This is a genomic window from Myxococcus sp. SDU36, assembly GCF_030168875.1.
GTDB classification, from domain to species: domain Bacteria; phylum Myxococcota; class Myxococcia; order Myxococcales; family Myxococcaceae; genus Myxococcus; species Myxococcus vastator.
Genome location: NZ_CP077414.1, coordinates 574318 through 589536, shown reverse-complemented (window position 1 = coordinate 589536; position 15219 = coordinate 574318). Strand labels below are relative to the sequence as shown.

At 69.8% G+C, this 15219-nt stretch carries 15 protein-coding genes; 3 read left to right on the top strand and 12 right to left on the bottom strand.

What is annotated here, in order from left to right:
- Window positions 1-35: 35 nt before the first annotated feature.
- Window positions 36-1571: a hypothetical protein gene (locus tag KGD87_RS02415; protein ID WP_284665954.1), complete on the top strand. Its 1536-nt coding sequence runs from the start codon at window positions 36-38 to the stop codon at window positions 1569-1571.
- Between the two features lie 81 nt (window positions 1572-1652).
- Here KGD87_RS02415 and KGD87_RS02410 read toward each other — a convergent pair whose 3' ends face one another.
- The 6 genes from KGD87_RS02410 to KGD87_RS02385 form a co-directional block, all read right to left on the bottom strand.
- Window positions 1653-3497, bottom strand: coding sequence for a GspE/PulE family protein (locus KGD87_RS02410; protein WP_284665953.1), 1845 nt, complete (start codon window positions 3495-3497; stop codon window positions 1653-1655).
- A gap of 181 nt (window positions 3498-3678) precedes the next feature.
- Complete coding sequence (locus KGD87_RS02405) at window positions 3679-4449, bottom strand: uroporphyrinogen-III synthase (protein WP_284665952.1); 771 nt, start codon at window positions 4447-4449, stop codon at window positions 3679-3681.
- A gap of 12 nt (window positions 4450-4461) precedes the next feature.
- Complete coding sequence (gene hemC / locus KGD87_RS02400; protein ID WP_284668755.1) at window positions 4462-5406, bottom strand: hydroxymethylbilane synthase; 945 nt, start codon at window positions 5404-5406, stop codon at window positions 4462-4464.
- Complete coding sequence (hemA, locus tag KGD87_RS02395; protein WP_284665951.1) at window positions 5403-6728, bottom strand: glutamyl-tRNA reductase; 1326 nt, start codon at window positions 6726-6728, stop codon at window positions 5403-5405. The genes hemC and hemA overlap by 4 nt, the downstream gene beginning before the upstream one ends.
- A gap of 2 nt (window positions 6729-6730) precedes the next feature.
- Window positions 6731-7546: a cytochrome C assembly family protein gene (locus KGD87_RS02390; RefSeq protein WP_284665950.1), complete on the bottom strand. Its 816-nt coding sequence runs from the start codon at window positions 7544-7546 to the stop codon at window positions 6731-6733.
- Window positions 7547-7580: 34 nt separating this feature from the next.
- Window positions 7581-8042 (bottom strand): hypothetical protein, encoded by a 462-nt coding sequence (locus KGD87_RS02385; RefSeq protein ID WP_350101259.1) that lies wholly within the window; start codon window positions 8040-8042, stop codon window positions 7581-7583.
- A gap of 103 nt (window positions 8043-8145) precedes the next feature.
- Here KGD87_RS02385 and trxA point away from each other — a divergent pair, with 103 nt between their 5' ends.
- A complete protein-coding gene (trxA, locus tag KGD87_RS02380) occupies window positions 8146-8478 on the top strand; it encodes a thioredoxin (protein ID WP_163780053.1) in 333 nt (110 codons plus the stop codon).
- Window positions 8479-8551: 73 nt separating this feature from the next.
- Here the strand turns inward: trxA and KGD87_RS02375 are convergent, their stop codons facing one another.
- On the bottom strand, window positions 8552-9253 hold the full coding sequence (locus KGD87_RS02375; RefSeq protein WP_284665948.1) for a polyphosphate kinase 2 family protein: 702 nt from the start codon (window positions 9251-9253) through the stop codon (window positions 8552-8554).
- A 177-nt stretch (window positions 9254-9430) separates the two neighbouring features.
- Here KGD87_RS02375 and KGD87_RS02370 point away from each other — a divergent pair, with 177 nt between their 5' ends.
- On the top strand, window positions 9431-9766 hold the full coding sequence (locus KGD87_RS02370; RefSeq protein ID WP_284665947.1) for a hypothetical protein: 336 nt from the start codon (window positions 9431-9433) through the stop codon (window positions 9764-9766).
- 55 nt (window positions 9767-9821) lie between these two features.
- Here the strand turns inward: KGD87_RS02370 and KGD87_RS02365 are convergent, their stop codons facing one another.
- The 5 genes from KGD87_RS02365 to mreC all read right to left on the bottom strand — a co-directional run bounded on the left by KGD87_RS02365 (window position 9822) and on the right by mreC (window position 15166).
- The gene (locus KGD87_RS02365; protein ID WP_284665946.1) at window positions 9822-10511 is read right to left on the bottom strand and encodes a PilZ domain-containing protein; all 690 of its coding nucleotides are present in this window, start codon (window positions 10509-10511) and stop codon (window positions 9822-9824) included.
- Between the two features lie 126 nt (window positions 10512-10637).
- Window positions 10638-11765 (bottom strand): rod shape-determining protein RodA, encoded by a 1128-nt coding sequence (rodA, locus tag KGD87_RS02360; protein WP_284668754.1) that lies wholly within the window; start codon window positions 11763-11765, stop codon window positions 10638-10640.
- A gap of 7 nt (window positions 11766-11772) precedes the next feature.
- Window positions 11773-13812, bottom strand: a complete 2040-nt coding sequence (gene mrdA, locus KGD87_RS02355) for a penicillin-binding protein 2 (protein WP_284665945.1) — start codon at window positions 13810-13812, stop codon at window positions 11773-11775.
- On the bottom strand, window positions 13809-14309 hold the full coding sequence (locus KGD87_RS02350) for a hypothetical protein (protein WP_350101255.1): 501 nt from the start codon (window positions 14307-14309) through the stop codon (window positions 13809-13811). Before KGD87_RS02350 ends, mrdA begins: the two co-directional genes overlap by 4 nt.
- The gene (gene mreC, locus KGD87_RS02345; RefSeq protein WP_284665943.1) at window positions 14306-15166 is read right to left on the bottom strand and encodes a rod shape-determining protein MreC; all 861 of its coding nucleotides are present in this window, start codon (window positions 15164-15166) and stop codon (window positions 14306-14308) included. The genes KGD87_RS02350 and mreC overlap by 4 nt, the downstream gene beginning before the upstream one ends.
- Window positions 15167-15219: the final 53 nt, after the last annotated feature.

The following is a 15219-nucleotide window of genomic DNA, read 5'->3' as shown; positions in this document are numbered from 1 at the left end:
AGCGGTCCCCCCGGACCGCTCCGTGGAGAGGGACATTGAAAACGCTGCAGAAGCTGGCCCTGACCGGCCTGATTTCCCTGAGTGCGCCCGCGTGGGCCAGTGACTTCGTGGACACCCGTCTGTCGTTCGTCTTCGCGGACGACAACGTGCTCGCGGGCTCTGGTGAGACGACGCCGAACAGCCCCAATGCGCGGTTCGGCGCCGGCAACCAGAACACGCAGTTCTACGACAACTTCAACACCCGGTTCTCCGGCTTCGAGTCCCTGTCGAACGTGGTGCTCTACAAGCGAGCACCGGCCTTCTTCGAGGGTTTGACGACTGAAGCGGCGCTGACGCTGGTGGTGCTCGAGCGGCCGTCGGGCGGCGTCGACATCCGCGACAACTCCAGCTACATCCGCCTCAACTACCAGCCGCCGGGCTGGAGCGAGAAGGAAGGCCTCTCGCTCGTCGGCTTCCCGGTGTCCGCGGACCGCTTCCGTCTGGGCTATGCGTACCGCATCTCCTGGGGTGGCAGCGGCGTGTTCACCACCCGCGCCGCCACCAACGGCGTGCCCGGCGGCAAGCTGCAGATCACCCGCGACAACTGGTACGCGTACGTCGGCGGCAAGACGGCGCTGATGCAGAACGAGCTCATCCGCGAGGAAGAGACCAAGTACGGCCTCATGGCCGGCGCGGGCTGGGACATCCTGGAGACGCTGCGCGTCGAAGCGGGCGGCGGCTACTTCCAGAAGGGCCTGGTGCCCGGCCTGGCGACGCTCGGCGTGGAAGCGCCGGTGAACGCCGCGGGCGTGTCCGGCCAGGTCGTCTACCACGTAGGTGTGCCCGTCGGCACCAGCGTGGACTTCCGGCTCTACAAGAACGACCCGGACATCTATCAGCGCTTCTTCGCGCCGGAGCAGTACCCGGGCGGCCTGTCGTACACCGTGTCGCTGGAAGGCAGCTACCTGTCGCAGACGCTGGAGAAGCCCAACGACTTCGGCGCCACCAAGCCGCAGGGCGCCACCGCCGTGGCCCTCCAGGCGCGCGCGAAGTACGACCTGCTCCGCGTCAGCCTCCTCGGCCTGTACCGCAGCCTGTCCTTCATCCAGTTCGAGGTGCCGGGCTTCCCCCCGTTCCAGGACTTCCCGGAGGGCACGGAGCTGAATCCGGAGATGTTCCTCGCGGTGGGCGCGGACTACCACCTGCCGAAGCTGCACATCACGCCGGGCTTCATCCTCGGTGTGCAGCAGCCGGCCTCGTTCCGCAGCCCCACGCCGGTGCTGGGCGGCAACGACCCGCCGCCGAGCCTCATCGGCACGCGCACCGTCGTGGTGCGTGACGTGAATCAGCTCAGCATCCTTCCGGAGACGTGCGGCCGCGGCAGCGCGGCGTGCAGGGCGGAGCCCATCTACTCCGCGAAGGCCACCTTCCGCTGGGACCTGTCGGACTCCGTCGCCGCCGTCGGTGAGGTCTACTACACCTATGACACCAACCGGACCACGTTCCGGGACGACGTGACGGGCGTGGCGCAGCCGAGCTTCGAGCGCCCGCACGCGCTGGGCTTCAACACGCTGCTCCAGGCGCGCTTCTAGTCCACCGCCCTGCCCCGCTGGGGCAGCCGGCAGGCCCTGCGCGGCCCGGTCTCTCCTCGTGGGAGGCCGGGCCGTCGCGCGTCAGACGGTCGTCATCCGCACCACCTCGTCGAAGGCGGTGAAGCCCTGCGCCAGCTTGCGCACGGCGGCCTCGCGCAGCGTCCGCATGCCGGAGCGCCGAGCCGCGTCCACCATCTGCGAATAGGGGGCCTCCCGGGCGATGAGGTCCCTCAGCTCGCCCGCGCTGGTGACGATTTCGAAGACACCCGTGCGCCCCACGAAGCCGGTGCCGCGGCAGCGCACGCACCCGGCCCCCTTGAGCAGGCGCACGCCACCGGGCAGCAGCGGCAGGGGGGCCTGGAGCGCGAGCAGCTCGTCCGGCGTCAGCGTCGTCTCCTGCGCGCAATGGCTGCACACCCGGCGAAGCAGGCGCTGGGCCATGACGCCCAGGAGGCTCTGCGCCAGGAGGAAGGACGGCACGCCCAAGTCCCGCATGCGCGCCACCGCGCCCAGCGCGTCATTGGTGTGCAGCGTGGACAGCACCAGGTGGCCGGTGAGCGCGGACTGAATCGCGTTCTCCGCCGTCTCCGGGTCGCGAATCTCGCCCACCATGATGACGTCCGGGTCCTGGCGGAGGATGTGGCGCAGCGCCCCGGCGAAGTCGAGCCCCACCTTGGGCTGCACCTGCACCTGGTTGAAGGCGTCCCACACCATTTCGATGGGGTCCTCAATCGTCGTGACGTTGACGTCGGGGCCCGCCAGCGCCTTGAGCGCGGAGTAGAGCGTCGTCGTCTTCCCGCTGCCCGTGGGGCCCGTGACGAGGATGAGGCCGTGCGGCTGGTCAATCCAGGACTCGAAGGCGCGCTTCTCGTCCGGCTCGAAGCCCAGCTGGGCAATGTCCTGCACCAGCGTCTCCGGGTCGAAGATACGGATGACCACCTTCTCGCCGAACGCGGTGGGCAACGTGGACACGCGGAGCTCGACTTCGCGGCCATCACGCTCCGTCTTGATGCGGCCGTCCTGTGGCTTGCGGCGCTCGGAGATGTCGATGCGCGCCAGCATCTTCACGCGCGAGACGATGGGCGGGTGCACCGGCGCCGGCAGCGTGTGCACCGGGTGCAGCACACCGTCGATGCGCAGGCGCACCACGCTGGTGGTGCGCTTGGGCTCGATGTGGATGTCCGAGGCCCGGTTGTCGAACGCGTAGCGCAGCAGGTAGTCCACCGCCTGCACCACGGGCCGGTCCGACGCCTCCAGCTCCTGGGTGCCACTGAGCGAGACGAGCTGCTCGAAGTTGGCGACCTGGGCCCCGGCGGCGGCGCTGAAGTCGTCGGCGGCGCGCGCCAGCGTCTTCTTGAAGCCGTAGATGTCGCTGATGGACTTGAGGATGTCCGCCTTGGCGCTGAGGACGGGCTCCACCGGCATCCCCGTCAGGCGGTGGAAGCTCTCGAAGAGCTCCCTGTCGAAGGGGTTGGCCACCGCCACCAGCAGCTTGCCCTGCGGGGTGCGCTCCAGGGGAAGCAGCACGTGCTTCTGCGCGTAGGGCCTGGACACGGTGCGCGTGGCCAGCGCCATGTCGAGCTTGAGCGGGTCAATCTTCCAATAGCTCATGCCGGCGGCGCGCGCGGCGGCCTCCGTGACGCGGTCCTCGTCCAGCACGCCCCGGCCGTTGGACAGCGGCACCTGGAACGCCGCCACGACCTCCACCGGAGACACGTCGTACCGCGCGGCCTCCTTGCCGCCCGGGGTCCCCTGGTGCGCCTTGAGCACCCGGGCGCGCGCGGCGCCCTCGCGGGCCAGCACCTCCTGGGCCTGCTGGGGTTGCAGCAGCCCCTGGGCCACGAGCGCCTCCAGCACGAACAGCGTGGTGAAGTCATCCCGGCTCTTCGGAGCAGTGCTCCCCACGCCACTCACAGGCTGTACCAAGCGCGTCTCCTTTCACCCCGGCCGCCCGCCGGAGCGCGACCCCACAGCGTACCAGACGGACTTCGGCCCACGTCGGCGCGCCGAGCGGAAAACACCCGCGGCGCCCCGCGCGCCACCAGCCAGGCATGGAGCCGCCGTCACGGCCGCCCTGCGTCCGTGCGGACACGGCGCCGCGCCACCGTCAGTGCACGGTGCTCGTCACCGCGAGCACGGCGGCATCCACCAGGGACTCTGGCGTCGGCCGCTCCGCCACGGCCGCCGCGGGCACGCCCAGCCGCTCCAGGGCGGACGCCGTCGTCGGCCCAATCGCCACCACCCGCGCGGTGGCCAGGCGCTCGCGTCCGGCCTCCTCCACGAAGGCCTCGGCCGTGCGCGGTGAGGCGAAGAGCACGACGTCCGGCGGTGAGGCATCCAGCAGGGCCAAGGACTCCGGTGGCAGGGGCGCGGACGTGGCGCGATACGCCGTCACCCGCGTCACCAGGACGCCGCGCTCCCGCAGCCCGTCCTCCAGCTCGCGCCGGCCTTCCTCGGCGGCGGGGAGCAGGACTTCGTCACCCGGTTGCAGCGCGTCCTTGATGAGGTTGAACAGGGCCTCGCCCGTGCCCTCCGAAGGCTCGGCCACCACGTCCAGGCCGTAGCCCTCCGCGGCGCGCGTCGTGCGCGGCCCCACGGTGGCCACCTTCACCCGCTGTATCCGGTCCTGGGTGCCCGCCTCGCGCAGCGCCTCCATCAGCGCCTCCACGCCCGACGGGCTCGCGAACACCACCCAGGTGTAGCGCTGGATGTGCTCGGCCGCTGACGCCAGCGGACGTGGGTCCTCCGGAGGATGCAGCTCCAGCAGGGGCACGCTCAGCACTTCGGCGCCCTCATCCTCCAGGAGGAAGCACAGCTCCTCGGCCCGCTCACGCGGGCGCGTCACCAAGACTCTCCTGCCTTCCAGTCGCCGTTCCACGCGCGCGGCAGTCTAGGACTCCCGCGCCTCGGAGCGGCGCGCGAAATCACGCAGAATGTCCGCCGCCCCACGCGACAGCAGGTCATCCGCCAGGGATTCACCCAGCGCATGGGCCCGCGACACGGGGCCGCGCACCTCGCCCCGCACCACGTGTGTGCCATCCGGACGGCCCACGAGGCCGCGAAGGAAGACGGTGTCACCCGACACGGTGGCATGCCCGGCCAGGGGCACGGTGCAGCCCCCCTCCAGCTTCGCCAGCAGCGCGCGCTCGGCGGTGACGGCGATGCGCGTGGTGGCGTGCTCCAGCGGGGCCAGCAGCTCGCGCACGCGGGCATCGTCCGTGCGGCACTGGATGGCCAGCACGCCCTGCCCCACCGCGGGAAGGCTCACCTCGGGCGACAGCACCTGGGTGATGACGTCCTCCAGGCCCAGGCGCTTGAGTCCCGCGTAGGCCAGGAGTGCGCCCGCCAGCCCCTGCTCCCGCGTCCTCGCCAGGCGCGTCTGCACGTTGCCGCGCACGCTGACGATGTCCACGTCCGGCCGGCGCGAGCGCAGGATGCAGCTGCGGCGCAGCGACGACGTGCCCACACGCGCGCCCTGGGGAAGCGCGTCCAGCGTCAGCCCGCCCAGACCGCAGAAGGCGTCGCGCGGGTCCTCCCGCTCCGGCACCGCGGCGAGCATCAGCCCTTCCGGGAACACGGACGTCATGTCCTTGAGGCTGTGCACGGCGATGTCCGCGCGGCCGTCGAGCAGCGCCTGCTCGATTTCCTTCACGAACAGGCCCTTGCCGCCCACCGCGGACAGCGGCGCGGACAGGAAGCGGTCTCCCTCGGTGGTCATCTCCACCAGGGACACCTCCAGCCCGGGATGATGCGAGCTCAGCAGCGCGCCCACGTGACGCGCCTGCCAGAGCGCCAGGGGACTCTGCCGGGTGGCGATGCGCACGTGCGGCATTATTTGCCCCCCGTGGCGGCCTGGACCGGCGCGGCCATGACGGAGGGCGCGGTGGCGGCGGTGCCCACCTCATCCTCCAGCAGCCCGAACAGCTCGGCGGCGGCGCCGGCCAACCGGTTGCCCTCCCCCTCCGGCCCCACGGCGCGCAGCCGCGCGGTGGGCTCATGCAGCAATTTGTTGACGATGGCTCGGCCCATGGCCTCGATGCTCTTGCGTTGCTTGTCGTTGAGTCCGTCGCCCAGGGCGCCCAGCGTGCGCTCCACCTCGGAGCGGGCAATGGCCTCCGCGCGCTGACGCAGCCGCGCCAGCACCGGCGTGCCCTCACGCAGCGCGCGCTCCTTGACGAAGCGCGCCACTTCCTGCGCGACGAGCACGCCCGCCTTCTGCGCCTCTTCCGCGCGCGCCGCGGCGTTGTCCGCGACGAACTTCTGGATGTCGTCCACGTCGTACGCGTGCACCCAGTCCAGCGTGCCCACGGCCGGGTCGATGTCGCGCGGCACCGCCAGGTCCACCATGAACAGCGGCCGGCTCCTGCGCCCACGCCCCAAGGCGCCCACGTTGTCCCGCGTGAAGAGCGGCACCGGCGACGCCGTGCTGCACACCACGATGTCCGCCGCGGCCACCAGGCTGAGCAGCTCCTCGAAGGGCCGCGCCTGTCCGCCCACCTCCGCCGCCAGCGCCTCCGCGCGCGACAGGGTGCGGTTGGTGACGTAGAGCTTCAACGCACCGGCCTGCTTCAGGTGGCGCGCCGCCAGCTCGCCCATCTCTCCGGCGCCCACCACCAGCACCGTCTTGCCCGCGAGCCCGTCGAACACCTTGCTGGCCAACTGCACCGCCGCCGCCGCCATGGACGTGGCCGCGCGGCCAATGGCCGTCTCCGTGCGCACGCGCTTGGCGCAGCTGAAGGCGGCCGCGCATGCGCGCATCAGCTCACCGCGCACCGCGCCCGCGCCCTGGCCCCGCTCGAAGGCGTCCTTCACCTGACCCAGGATCTGGGCCTCGCCCAGCACCATGGAGTCCAGGCTGCATGCCACGCGGAACAGGTGCACCAGCGCCGCCTCGCCCTGGTGCTCGTAGAGGTGCTCCAGGGCCTCCACGCCGCCCAGCACCTGCAGCTCCGTCAACGCGCGCTGCCGCGCCAGCGCCGCGTTCGGCGCGAACAGGTACACCTCCACGCGGTTGCAGGTGGACACCCAGAGGGCCTCCACGGGCGCCTGGGCCAGCCGCTGGAGCACGTCCACCTGACGCGACTCCGGCAAGGCCAGCCGCTCGCGGACGGTGAGGGGCGCCGTCCGGTGGGACAGGCCAATGCAGATGAGCTCCATACTCAGGGCATCCTCATGGCCGCCGAGGGCGCTGGCACGTCATACGAAGACAGGAAGGACACCATGACCAGGCAGAACCCCGCCATGGTGAGGAAGGCCACCCGCCGCCCCTGCCAGCCCGCGACGGAGCGCGCCACCAGCAGCGCGGCGAAGACGGCCCACGCCACCAGGGTGGCCAGCGTCTTGCCATCCACCGTCCACGGGCCCGGCGCGGTGCCCACGAAGAAGGCCCCCGTGGCGAGGGTGATGGACAGCGCCAGGAAGCCCCACACCACCAGGCGCCGGTTCAGCGTGTCCAGGAACTCCAGGGAGGGCAGGCGGGAGAACAAGAGCCCGAAGCGCTTCGCCTTCACCTGCCGCTCCATGAGCACGTACATGACGCCCACGCCCGCGGCGACCGCGAACGCAGCCAGCCCCAGCAGCGCCAGGGTGATGTGCAGCGGCAACAACGGCTGACGCACCCCCGGAGGAAGCGGCGCCTGCCCGCCCTGCATCAGCAGCCCGGGCAGCAGCGCGGCCAGCGCCAGCGGCGTGAGGAAGGCGCCGATGACGGGCCGGCGGTAGCGCACGTCCAGGAACAGGAAGATGGCCAGCAACAGGAAGGCCAGCGCGGAGAAGCCCTGCGCCAGGCCCACCGGCCGCCCGCTCTGCACCCCGAGCAGCTCGAAGAGCGCCACGCCATGCAGCGCCAACCCACCGCCCACCAGCACGCGCCCGGCCGTGGCCAGGGCGTCCGACTGGCGGACCAGGAAGGCCAGGTAGACGACGGCGGCGATGCCATAGGCGTGGCAGGCGAGCGAGACGAGCGTGTGGCTCATAGGGGCAGGCTCATAACCACGGAAGACGGACGAATCAGCCCATCTTGTTGAGGATGAAGGCAGCCAGAAGGTCTGCTTCAGAGTCAGGCTTCGTATCCGCGCCCTCTGGCCTGGGCGCGCCGGCGGCGACCTCCGCTACATACCCTGGAACGACCTCATAGGCGTTGTCCCCCACCAGCACCGAGTCGGCCATCTGCTCGGCACCCAGTCGGGCAAGCTGCTCCTCGGTCTTCACCCGGGCCACCAACCCCTGGGTGTCTTCGCCCGACACGAGCTGGACGAAGTGGACCGCGGGCGTGACGGGAAAGGTCACGCCGCCCTCCGCCATCACCACCAGCCGGCCTTCGCGCAGGTCTGCTTTGTCCGCCAGCGCCCACTCCTCGAGCTGGGCCTGGGGCAGGAAGAGCTTCGTCACGCCCGCCAGCTTACACCAGCCGCCCCGCCGCCGGGGGGACGCTTGGGGGAAATGGTTGAAACAGGCGCCACCCAGCCGCATCTGAGCCGCCAGATTGGCTGATGGTCGGCCGATCCTTGCAGGCCCACCGGACGCGTACTACAGGACGCGGCGGCGGTGCCCGGACAGGGCACGAGGAGACACCATGTCAGGCGCGGACGTGACGAACATCGGGGATGGCGACTTCAAGCAGCAGGTCCTGGACTCCCAGGAGCCCGTGCTGGTGGACTTCTGGGCGACGTGGTGCGCGCCGTGCCGCGCCATCGCGCCCTCCATCGAAGCGCTGGCCTCGCAGTACAAGGGCCAGGTGAAGTTCGCCAAGCTCAACATCGATGAGAACCAGGACACGCCGCAGGAGTACGGCATCCGCTCCATCCCCACCCTGCTCCTGTTCAAGGGCGGCCGCGTGGTGGAGCAGATTGTCGGCGCGGTGCCCAAGGCCCGCATCGAAGACGCCGTGAAGAAGGCCCTGACGTAGCATCGCCGCCGCGGGGCCGGGCGACAGAGCGCGCCTGCTGCGCTCCTCGCGCCCTCCCCCGCGGCCGCCTGTCTCAGCCCAGCAACTCCACGCAGCGGCGGAGCACCTCCAACCGCGCGTAGCGCTTGTCGTTTCCCGGCACCACGTGCCACGGCGCGTCGAGGCGGTGCGTGCGGTCCAGCATCTCCTGGATGGCCGCTTCGTACCGCTTCCACTTCGCCCGGTTCCGCCAGTCCTCCTCCCCCAGCTTGTAGCGCTTGGCCGGGTCCGCCTCGCGCTCGCGAAACCGCTGCAGCTGCGTCTTTTTGTCGATGTGGATGAAGAACTTCACCATCCGCACACCGTCCGCGGTGAGCATGTGTTCAAAAGCGTTGATTTCATCGTAGGCGCGCCGCCACTCCGCCGGCTTCGCGAAGCCCTCCACCCGCTCCACCAGCACCCGGCCGTACCAGCTCCGGTCGAACATGCAGACCTCGCCCGCGCCCGGCGTCTTGCGCCAGAAGCGCCACAGGTAGTGGTGTCTGCGCTCTTCCTCCGACGGCGCGGAGATGGGCCAGACCTTGTACCCACGCGGGTCCATCAGCGTGGTGAGCCTGCGAATGGCGCCGCCCTTGCCAGAGGCATCCCAGCCCTCGAAGACGACGACGGCCTTCCGCCCCGCAAGGTAGTTCTGGATCTGCAGCGCGAAGACGCGCTCCTGGAGCGTCTTGAGCGTCTTCTCATACTTCGCGGATTCACCCGCCGAGACAGACGGGTCGACCGCTGCGAGTGTCACAGTGCCGTGAGGACATACGGGAAACACGTATCCATTTGCAGTCTTGTCATCAATTTTCTGAGATCGTTTACGAGTCAAGACAGACCCTCCAAGGTTGTATTGACAGCGATGACTTCAACCGCCAAATAGGCACATAGCAGTGTCTGTGTTGGCTGACTGTTTTCACTTGGAGTATTCATGGCACGTCCACGAAAAGAATTGTCCACCGTCCCGCTGACGCCGGCCATGGTGAACTGGGCCGAAGCCTTGGGAGACGCCATTGGACGCGGCATGCTGCGCGCGCTCAACGACGGGATGCCCAGGCTGGGCAGCGCCTCGCCCAGCTCCACCGCGCTCACCGCGGGCCGGCGCCGCGGCCGGCCGCCGAAGGTGATGGCGGGCGCCAACCTGGTTTCAATGGATCGCCGTTGCACGATGGAGGGCTGTACTCGCGAGCAGCGCTCGAAGGGGCTGTGCTCCGCGCATTATCAGGCCGAACGCCGCCGCCAGATTTCGGGCGGCAAGTCGGCCTGAGTGCCTGCCCACCGGACACCCGCCCACGGCCCTGGGCGATGACCGGTCCAACGCCTCAGCCCTGCCAGGGGTCGGAAACGGACGACGTCGCCTTGAGCAGCTCCCAGGCCGCCAGCACGTCCACGACGCGCTCCACCTCATTGGGCAGCGATCGAGCCCGCTGGGACTTGAGATAGTCCTCCGCGAAGGCCCTCAGCCGCATCCCCACGAAGAGCCGCGCCAGCGCCACCTCCGTCTGACCGCTGAAGTCGAGGAAGCGCACGCCAAAGCCGCTGCGGCCCTCCGGCCCGTTCTCCCGCTCCTCCCGCACGATTTCCGCGCGCGCCTGCACGGGCGCGGCGCCCGGCTCCAGCGCGAAGCGCACGCCGAGCACGGTGCCCAGCGGCAGGTAGAAGGTGCTCTCCAGGAACGCCCCGCTGACGCTGACGTTGACGGACACGAGGCTCGCCTCGAAGCGGCGCTCGCCCGCCTCGTCATCCACCCAGACCTCGAAGCGCGTGGCGAGCTGGGCGCGGGGAAAGTGGCGGTGCTCGGCCTCGCCCTGATTCATCTCAATCAACGGCGAGAAGGCCGGCCTCGGCTCGGGGCTCACCGCCGCCACGTTGCCACCAGGACGCGCCGGAACCACCGCGGGGCGGACCTCCTTCGCCGGCGCCGCGGCCGGCGCTGACGCTCGCGCGGGCGCGCGCACCGGCGCCTCCACCCGCGTGCTCCCGACTGCCTTCTGGCCACCCTTCCTCTGCATGACGCGTCCTCATCTGCCCGGGAGGACTCGCCCTCCCCGTGCGTTGGTGGGGTGATTCATACACCACCCCATGCCGCGCGCCGAGAAACGCTTGCGGCCGGCCCGCGAGGATAAATCCGGAAATTCTCAGAACATGTGACGGCGCATGCTGATGTTCACCAGCAAGCCGATGCTGAGCATCACGGAAAGCAGGGATGAGCCGCCATAACTCATCAACGGCAGGGTGATTCCCGTCACCGGCAGCAGGCCAATCACCATGCCGATGTTCTCGAACACCTGCCAGAAGAGCATCGCTACGACGCCCACGGCGACGAAGGCGCCGAACCTGTCACGCGCGTTGAAACCCACGCCCAGGCCGAAGATGAAGATGGCGCCGTAGAGCACCAGCAGGACGAGGCACATGACGAAGCCATGCTCCTCCGCCCACACGGAGAAGATGAAGTCGGTGTGCTGCTCGGGCAGGAAGCGCAGGCCCGTCTGGGTGCCCTCGCGCCAGCCCTTGCCGGACACGCCGCCGCTGCCTACCGCGATTTTCGACTGCGCCGCGTGATAGCCGCTGCCGCGCAGGTCCGCCTCGGGGTCCAACCAGCCGGAGATGCGCTGGCTCTGGTGCTTCTTCAGGTGGTGCCGGACGATGGTGGGCCGAGGCTCCGGCACGTCGCGGATGTAGTCGTTCCAGATGACGATGCCCGCGGCGAGCACGGCCGTCACCAGCGTGGCCACCAGGTACCAGCGCACCTTGCCGAAGAGGATGATGGTGAGCGACGACAGGCCAATCATCAGCGCGGTGCCCAGGTCCGGCTGCACCAGGACCAGCGTGAAGGGGACGAGGACGACGAGCAGCGGCTTCCACAGCCGCGTCAGGCCATAGGAGGGCTCATTGGGCTGGAAGTCGTCGTGGTAGACCTTGGCCAGCATCAGCACGACGCCAATCTTCATGAACTCCGCGGGCTGCATGCGGAACGGGCCAATGGCGAACCAGCTCTCGGCCCCCTTGGCCGTGTGTCCGAAGAACCGCAACGCGATGAGCAGGAGGATGTTGGTGACGTAGATGGGCACCGCCATGCGCTGAATCCACCGGTAGTCCACCAGGCACACCACCAGCACGGCGGTGATGCTCACCCCCAGGTACAGCATCTGCGAACCCCACACGGGCGAGTGCGGGGGCCGCGACGCCGAGGCCAGGTTCCAGATGCCCAGCGCGCACACCGCCAGCACGGAGAAGATGAGGCCCCAGGGAATGTGGGGCACCATCCGCCGCTCAATCCGCAGTTGCACGCGTGCGTTCCTCGTCGTCGCCCGGCAGCCGGGCCGGTGGCCGTACCCCCCGCGTCAGCGCCGCCTCGTCAGGACCGGGCGCGCGCGTCACGGAGGACGGCGTGTAAGGCTGGTTGGGACGCGGCGGCGGCGCCGTGGCGTCCAGCTTCTTCAAATCGAAGTACTTCTGGAACACCGCCATCGCGGTGGGCGCCGCGTCCGAACCACCGTGGCCGCCATGCTCGTTGAGCACGACGATGGCCAGCTCCGGCTTGTCCGCCGGCGCGAAGCCCGCGTACCAGGCGTGGTCGCGCTCGAAGAAGCTCATCTGGTGCGTCTTCAAGCGAATCGCGCCCAGCCGGGCCACCTGCGCGGTGCCCGTCTTGGATGCCACCAGGATGTCCTTGTCCCGCATGTGATTCATGCGCGCGCGGTAGGCGGTGCCGCCCGGCTCGTGCGCCACCTTCACCAGCCCCTCCACCACCGCCTTGAGGTGCGTGGGCGAAAGGTCCACCTTGCGCACCACCTCCCGCTGGAACGACTCAATGGTCTGCCCGTCCAGGTTCTCCAGGCGGTTCACCATCTGCGGCTTGTAGAGCGTGCCGCCGTTCGCGATGGCCGCGTACACCAGCGCCAGTTGGAGCGGGGTGACGTTGTTGTCGCCCTGGCCAATGGAGCTGTTGAGCGCCATGCCCTTGGTGTAGCCGCCGGGCGACGCCTTGTCGTGGTAGGCGCTGGTCGGCATGATGCCTGGGACTTCCGCCACCACGTTGACGCCCGTGGGGCTGCCCAGGCCCAGGGACTTGCCCATCTCTCCAATGGGGTCCAGGCCGATGGTGTCCGCCACCTTGTAGAACCAGGTGTCGCATGACGTCTTCATGGCGGCGAGCCCATCCATGTGCCCGTGCCCGGCGTCCTTGTGGCAACGCCAGGTGCGCGCGCCCAGGCGGTAGCCCCCGGGGCAGTTCACCACCGTCTCCGGACGGAAGGCGCCCGACTTGAACGCGGCCAGGGCGGTGATGACCTTGAAGGTGGAGCCCGGGCTGTAGTGTTCAGCGGCCACGCGGTTGATCATCGGGTCCAGCGGATCTCGCGACAGCAGCACCATCTGCGCCGGCGTCACGCGGCCGGTGAGCAGGTTGGGGTCGAAGCCCGGGCGCGACACCAGCGCGCGGATGAAGCCCGTGTTGACGTCAATGGCGACCACCGCGCCCGTCACGCCGGGGAAGGCCCGCTCCGCCTCCTCCTGCAGCCGCATGTCGATGGACAGCACCAGGTTGTTGCCCGGACGCGGCGCCACCACGGCGTTGTCCCCCAGCTTGTCGTTCAGCTCCTCAATGGTCTGCCCGCGCGCGTTCACCACTTCCTTGCGCACGCCGTCGGTGCCGCGCAGCCGCTGCTCGAAGTAGCGCTCCAGCCCGCGCCGGCCAATGTAGTCCCCCAGGGCGTAGCGGGCGCCGTCGCCGTTGAGGCGCTCCAGCTCCTCCTGGGTGATTTCATTCATGTAGCCCAGCACGTGCGACAGCACGGCGTTGGTGCGGTAGTGCCGGTGCGGCACGGGCGCCACCTCCACGCCGTCCAGGATGTCCCGGCGCGCGGCCAGCCTGTCGTACTCGTCGCGCGACAGGTCCACGCGCACCGGCACCGGCTGGAAGGGGGCGTTGCGCCGCCCCATGCGCACCAGGTCCTCCACCTTCTTGCGCTGGTCCGCATCCCACTGGAGCAGCTCCCCCAGGCGGGGGATGACCTGCTCGTAGCAGTCGGTGCAGAAGGCCGGGGTGATGAAGGCGTCGAAGGACGGACGGCTGTCCACCAGGATGGTGCCACGCGCGTCCTTGATGACGCCGCGGTCGGCGCGCAGCCGCACCTCCTTGACGAAGTTGGCCACGCTCTTGGCGGCGTACTCCTCGCCCCGGGTGATTTGCAGCCGGTAGAGCTGGATGGAAAGCAGCCCCAGGCCCAGCACCATGGCCAGGCCCAGCCACAGGAAGCGCCGCTTGAGCTCGCGCCCCGGCGTCGTGTTGCCCAAGGTGGGTGGCGTCACCGCAGCAACCCCGCGGGCCGCTCCTGAGACGCCTCGAAGCGCCGCAGCAACGGATAGAGCGCCAGCGCCGCGATGCCCGTGAGCGCCACCTGCAGCGGCAGCTCCGCCAGCAGCGGGCCCGGACCGTCCTCCTTCACCGTCAGCCAGGTGAAGAAGGTGGCCAGCAGCGAATGGCCCACGTCCGCGCCCATGGCGAACAAGGCGAAGGCCAGCGGGCCCCGGACCTCCACGAAGGTCGGCACCAGCCGGCCCACCAGGAAGATGAACACGGCCAGGAAGGTGTAGAGCCAGGTGGGCTGCCCGCTCATCAGGTCGAGCAGGTACCCCACCGAGAAGGCGGAGAAGGCCCCTTCCAACAGCGAGGCCCGCAGGGCCAGGAACGCCACCAGCACCACGGTGACGTCAATCCGGCCGAGCTCCAGGCCGGCCTGCTTCACCAGGACCGATTCCAGCGTGAGCAACGCCAGCGCCAGTGCGACAGACACCAGGAACTTCATTTCGACGCGCCCTCCGCGGTGCTGCCCGGCGCCATGGCGCTGTAGGGGCTGCCCACCACCAACACCTCTTCCAGCTTGCTCGTATCCACCGCCGCGACGATGTCCGCGCCCTGGAACATGCCATGCTCCTTCTTCTCCAGGTTCGTCACGCGTCCCACCACCACGCCGGGCGGATAGATGCCGTCCGTGCCCGCGGTGATGATGAGGTCACCGTCCTCCACATCCTCGGTGCGCAGCATGTTCTCCAACTTCAGGGGGCCGCCTCCGGTTCCCGCCGCCGTGCCCCGGGCCCGCGAGCGCTGCACCCGCACCGCCACCCGGCTCTGCGGGTCCGTCACCAGCGCCACATCCGCGTACCCGCCCGTCGCCCGGATGACCTGTCCCACGATTCCGTCCGGCGTCACCACGGACATGCCGCGGAAGACACCCTGATCCTCCCCGCTGCTGATGCGGACCGACAGCAGCTTCGCCACCGGATTGACGCCCACCACCCGCGCGGGGATCTCCGGCCCGGGCTCGGCCTCCGCGTAGTTGAGCAGCTTGCGCAGCCGCTCGTTCTCCATCCGCGACTCACCCAGGGCCTGCACCGCCGCGCGCAGCTGGAGGTTCTCCAGTCGCAACGCGTCATTCTCCCGCCGCACGCCCCGGAGGTCCAGGTAGTTCTGGACCCCAGCGCCCCCACCCTCGATGAGGGCCGTCAGCCCCTGTTGCACGGGGGACGCCACGGCGATGACCGCCCGGTCGACGAAGTTGGGTTCCCTGGCCTTGCGGCCACCGAGCAGGAAGGCCACCAGCGGCGAAAGGAGCAGGAAGCCCACGATGAGGGGGCGGTAGTACCGCTTCAGGAGCGACCACACAGGCAGGAGTTTCCGGGGGTGTGACGGGGGAGCAGGGGCTGGCTAAGGGCTCT

Bases quoted from the DNA above. Each gene is read 5' to 3' on its own strand.
- trxA (WP_163780053.1), top strand. From the start codon at position 8,146: ATGTCAGGCGCGGACGTGACGAACATCGGGGATGGCGACTTCAAGCAG.
- hemA (WP_284665951.1), bottom strand. From the start codon at position 6,728: ATGGAGCTCATCTGCATTGGCCTGTCCCACCGGACGGCGCCCCTCACC.
- KGD87_RS02370 (WP_284665947.1), top strand. From the start codon at position 9,431: ATGGCACGTCCACGAAAAGAATTGTCCACCGTCCCGCTGACGCCGGCC.
- rodA (WP_284668754.1), bottom strand. From the start codon at position 11,765: ATGGTGCCCCACATTCCCTGGGGCCTCATCTTCTCCGTGCTGGCGGTG.
- KGD87_RS02385 (WP_350101259.1), bottom strand. From the start codon at position 8,042: ATGCGGCTGGGTGGCGCCTGTTTCAACCATTTCCCCCAAGCGTCCCCC.
- KGD87_RS02365 (WP_284665946.1), bottom strand. From the start codon at position 10,511: ATGCAGAGGAAGGGTGGCCAGAAGGCAGTCGGGAGCACGCGGGTGGAG.
- KGD87_RS02350 (WP_350101255.1), bottom strand. From the start codon at position 14,309: ATGAAGTTCCTGGTGTCTGTCGCACTGGCGCTGGCGTTGCTCACGCTG.
- KGD87_RS02390 (WP_284665950.1), bottom strand. From the start codon at position 7,546: ATGAGCCACACGCTCGTCTCGCTCGCCTGCCACGCCTATGGCATCGCC.